This window comes from Thermodesulfobacteriota bacterium (assembly GCA_040756475.1).
Lineage (GTDB): Bacteria > Desulfobacterota > Deferrisomatia > Deferrisomatales > JACRMM01 > JBFLZB01.
Genome location: JBFLZB010000267.1, coordinates 1 through 4,743, shown reverse-complemented (window position 1 = coordinate 4,743; position 4,743 = coordinate 1). Strand labels below are relative to the sequence as shown.

Below are 4,743 nucleotides of genomic sequence, written 5' to 3'. Positions count from 1 at the left end.
CCGCCGCAGCATCGAGACCGCCACGGCCCAGCAGAGAAACCTGGAGAAGATCCGCTAACGCCCGTGGGAGAATCGGAGGGGACGTCCTTGCTTTTCATGCCTTTTCTTCTTCGGGGCGGCCTTCCGGTCGGCGCGCTCCCGCCCGCGCGACCTCCACCGCTCGGCTCACCGAAGCCGGGTTCATGCCGCACAGGTCGCCAGGCAGGTCAGCGACTGGCCGGCCTCGGTCAGGCTGCGCAGGAAGAACTCCCGCCGCGCCCGACAAACCCTTCGTTCCCGGGAGCCGCCAAGGCCGGGACGTCTCGCGCTTCGTCGTCCGCTCCGCCGAAGACCTGCTCGACCCGCTCAAGTAGGGCCGACCGGGCGGGGGTGGTCCCCTCCTTGCCCTTCATCATCTCCCGAAGCGCGCGCTCAACCGCCGCCCTCAAGCGTCTGGTTCGAGCGCGCGCTTTGCTGCTGACGGCCGCCGGGCTAACGCCACCGGCTCAGCGCCTGCGTCTTTGTTACGCCTGCCTTGTAAACACGAGCGACCAACTCACCACGCAACTTCCTTATCGCAAACCTCCACTTTGGTATTCAGGCCTTCGATGATGGATCCCGCATCCCGGGAATCGAGACGAGATACAATCACGGCCGAAACCAGAAGAGCCGGGCGCTGGTGCGATCGAAGCCGCAATCGCTCAGACCGTAGGCCACGCCTCCCCCCGGTGAGAAGCGCACCCGGCGAAGGCCCCCGTACGAACAGCCGGACAAGCTTACGGCGTGGTCCCCCGTCAGGCCGTGGGACGCCACGTCGAACACGAGCAGACTCCCCCGATTGGTCGCCAGCAGCCGGTCCCCGGCGGCGTCGAAATCCACCGCCGACGGATACGCCCCCGTGTTCCACTCGCCGTACCTGCGGGCGAGGTCGAGCGTGTCCAGGTCGAAGATGGTGTATCTGGGATCGGTGCCGTTTCCCCCTCCGCAGGCAAACGCGGCGTGTCCTCCCGCCGGCGAAGCGGCCAGGTCCTGGCCGTTGGAGCCCAGGCTCCAGCTGCTCTGCTCGAGGGTCAAGGTCTGCGCCTCGGGGTCGAAGCGGTGGCGGAAGAGGGCGCTCGGGGACATGCCCGCCACGCCGCTCAAGAGCACCTGGTTGACCGGGTCGTAGGCAAGCCAGAGTCCGAACGATCCGCCGGCAAAGGTGCGCGCGACCACTTCGGCAAGGGGGTCCAGGAGAACCAGGCGACTCGCATAGCCGTTGACCCCTTCGAGAGCGACCACCATCCGGTCGCCGTCGACGACCGTCAGGTCCACGACCGTTCCCGCCAGCGGGATCTCCCGGACTTCGCCCGTGGCTACGTTGACCTTCGTCAACCGGGGAGCGTCGGGGTGTGCCACGTAGAGCATGCTGGTCGGGCGGTGGAGGAGCATCCGGCCCGGAGTCGCCCTCACGCCGAAGCTGCCGAGCAGGGCGCCGGTGCCCACGTCCCGAAGGTCCACGCGCCTTTCGGTCCGGTTTCCGAGGAACACGTAGGGTCCGCAAGCAGGCGCGACGTCGCTCGTGGAATCCAGGCCCAGCGCACCCGTGGAGGGCAAGGCCGACACATCTTCCCCGGCGCAGGCGAAGACCGGCGGGTCTTCAACCACGGCGACGCGCACCGTGTCCTGGGCCCCCGCCAGGCCGTCGCTGACTGTGAGCAGGAACTCCCACAGTCCCGAGCTGTCCGGCACGAGTTCCGGATGGGAGGTGTCGGCCCCGGTGAGCGTGGCCTCGCTGCCCTCCGGAGCGGACAGGATCGACCAGGAGTAGGTCAGGGGGTCGTCGTCGGCATCCGAGCTGCCGGAGCCGTCCAGGCGAATCCAGTCCCTGGACAGGGTGTGGGCGTCCCTTCCCGCGTCGGCCACCGGCGGCATGTTTACGTTTCGCACCGTCACGGCCACCGTGGCCGACCCCTGGGCCCCCTCGTCGTCGGTCACCGTGAGCCGCAGGGTCACCACCTCCCCCGACCGCCCCACCTGGGGCGCCGTGTAGGTGGGGGACGCCGCGGTGGCGTCGTCGAAGGACCCCGGCGTGCCCACCTCCTGGGTCCATCGGTACGCCGCCACGGTCCCGTCCGGGTCCGACCCGCTCCCGTGCAGCACGAGCGCCGCGCCCTCCGCCACCTCGGCGGGGCTTCCCGCGTCGGCCGTCGGCGGCACGTTTACGTTTCGCACCGTCACCGCCACCGTGGCCGACCCCTGGGCCCCCTCGTCGTCGGTCACCGTGAGCCGCAGGGTCACCACCTCCCCCGACCGCCCCACGAGGGGCGCCGTGTAGGTGGGGGACGCCGCGGTGGCGTCGTCGAAGGACCCCGGCGTGCCCCCCTCCTGGGTCCACCGGTACGCCGCCACGGTCCCGTCCCGGTCCGACCCGCTCCCGTGCAGCGCGAGGGTTGCGCCCTCCGCCACCTCGGCGGGGCTTCCCGCGTCGGCCGTCGGCGGCACGTTTACGTTTCGCACCGTCACGGCCACCGTTACAGAACTCTCGGCCCCCCCCAGGTCGGTAACCCGCAGCAGGAACGTCAGCACGTCTCCGGCGGCGGACACTTGCGGCGCCAGGAACGCCGCGACAGCCGGAGATATTTCCCCAAGCTCCACGCTCGTTCCGGAGAGCTGGGTCCAGGAGAAGGACAGGTCGTCCCCGTCGGGGTCGAAGGAGGACGAGCCGTCCAGCAGCACCTGCTGCCCCTCGTCCACCGTCCGATCTCCGTTTGCCGCAGCGACGGGAGGGCGGTTGCTGTCTCCTTTGCCACCGCCCCCCGAGGACCCGCATCCCGTCAGCAACACCCCGAGCAGCAGCCCAGCCATAACGGTGCGAACCTCCATGGCGAGATCCTCCCCCTGACAGATGTGAGCGGGTAGACAGGAACGTCCTTGCTTTTCATGCCTTTTCTTCTTCGGGGCGGCCTTCCGGCCGGCGCGCTCCCGCCCGCGCGACCTCTACCGCTCGGCTCACCGAAGCCGGGTTCATGCCGCACAGGTCCCCCAGGCAGCTCACCGACTGGCCGGCCTCGGTCAGGCTGCGCAGGAAGAACTCCCGCCGCGCCCGACAAACCCTTCGTTCCCGGGAGCCGCCCAGGATCAGGGCCGCCTCTCGTTCCCACTTCCGCGCGACTTCTTCCAAGATCTCTTGCCAGGGTCGCCAAGACCCCACCGGTGGGAGCTGCTCGGCGGCGCGCCACACTTCCTCGACGAAGGCGCCGCTTCCCAGCACGCGCTCGTCGGCCGCCTCGCGTTCCTCCGGCCGGCGCCGCGCCACTTCCTGCGCCCCCCCGGCGCTCCGGACCAGTCCCCCCCCGGTCAGGTCGTCCCGGCGCCCCTGGTTCCAGCCAGCGCCCACGAACTCCCGATAGCGGCCCACCGCCTCCCGCTGGCTCGGGGCAAACTGCCCGAGCACCTCGCCCACCGCCTGCCAGTCCGCCTCCCTGGTCCCCACCACGATGGCGTGCCCATTCCACGGGTAGCGATCCAGCTCCTCGATCGACCCGATCACCCCCGCTCGCACCGGGTTGAGCGCCACATACCGGACGAGCTCCAGGAAGTATGGCTCCTCCTCCACCACGATGCTCTTGTACCGGTTCTGGAACAGGTGTCCGCACCTGCCGTGCCGCAGGTTGAAGCGCACGGCATGACGGGTCATCAGCCGCCGCATCATCCACGCCAACCCCCACTCGCCCGGCCTGATCACCAAATGGAAGTGATTCGACAGCAGCGCCCACGCATACAGCCTCGCACCCCCCGCCAACACCAACTCGCCCACGCCGTTCGACGAAGACCTCCCGATCGCGATCATCGCGAAAGATGGCGGTACGATCCACGCCCCGACCGATCACGTGGTACAGCAAACCCGGAATGTCCAGTCGAGGGCTTCTCGGCATGGCCGCCCCTCGTAGCCCGATCAGCAGCTGCCGTCAACCTGCAAAAGGCAATAAAAAAAGGACGTCCCCTCCGTTCTTTCGTTTCACGCGATGGTTCGCTTCACCTGTAGACCTCCTTCCGGTGCCCGACCTTCACCACCCAGACTGTCAAGTCTTTGTCCTGAATTGAGTAGAGGATACGATATCGGCCTTGGCGAATACGGTACCGATCCTCGCCAGTAAGTTTCTCAGCCCCTGGCGGCCTGGGTTCGTCGCCAAGGGCTGAGATCCGATCCAGGATTCGTTGCAGTTCTTTCTTCGGTATTGACTTGAGATCTTTCCAGACCGACTCGCGAAAGAGAACCCTATATGCGGCCATCGGCTTTGAGCCTCTTGACCATTTCTTCGTAGGTGATCAGGGGCTCTGCAACTCGCTCCTCGAACGCGGCCAGGTCTTCGGCGTCCTCGGCCAGCGCCTCTTTGACCGCATCGTTCACGATGTCGGACACCGAGCGGGAGGTTTCCGCAGCCTTCAGGCGTAAAGCGCGGTGAATCGTGGGATCGAAATAAACTGTGGACCGTTTCGTCAGCGTCGCCATGGCGCACCTCCTTTCCTCGGTACACTATAGCGCTATGACGTTATGGCGTCAAAATCCATCTGAAGCGAACGTACGGCACAACTCGGCTGGCGCGGTATTTTGCGCCAGTCCGAAGTTCATGACGTTGTTCGCCCTTTATCTTTTGCCCTTATGATCGCGACTAGGCTCCGGAGCGCGTTGTTGACGGCGTCGTGATCGGGGAAGTACTCGGCCAGGTCTGGGTCGATCACCACCACATTGGTGCCCTCGGCGTACCGCTTCGCATACTT

The 4,743-nt window shown here is 67.2% G+C and carries 4 protein-coding genes; all 4 read right to left on the bottom strand.

The window, feature by feature from the left end; all coding sequences use genetic code 11:
- Positions 1-627: 627 nt before the first annotated feature.
- The 4 genes from AB1578_22115 to AB1578_22100 all read right to left on the bottom strand — a co-directional run bounded on the left by AB1578_22115 (position 628) and on the right by AB1578_22100 (position 4,474).
- A complete protein-coding gene (locus AB1578_22115) occupies positions 628-2,715 on the bottom strand; it encodes a tandem-95 repeat protein (GenBank protein ID MEW6490594.1) in 2,088 nt (695 codons plus the stop codon).
- Between the two features lie 184 nt (positions 2,716-2,899).
- Positions 2,900-3,658: a hypothetical protein gene (locus tag AB1578_22110; GenBank protein MEW6490593.1), complete on the bottom strand. Its 759-nt coding sequence runs from the start codon at positions 3,656-3,658 to the stop codon at positions 2,900-2,902.
- A gap of 338 nt (positions 3,659-3,996) precedes the next feature.
- Complete coding sequence (locus AB1578_22105; protein MEW6490592.1) at positions 3,997-4,254, bottom strand: type II toxin-antitoxin system RelE/ParE family toxin; 258 nt, start codon at positions 4,252-4,254, stop codon at positions 3,997-3,999.
- Positions 4,241-4,474 carry a CopG family transcriptional regulator gene (locus AB1578_22100; GenBank protein MEW6490591.1) on the bottom strand — a complete coding sequence of 78 codons (234 nt, stop codon included), beginning with the start codon at positions 4,472-4,474 and terminating at the stop codon, positions 4,241-4,243. Before AB1578_22100 ends, AB1578_22105 begins: the two co-directional genes overlap by 14 nt.
- Positions 4,475-4,743: the final 269 nt, after the last annotated feature.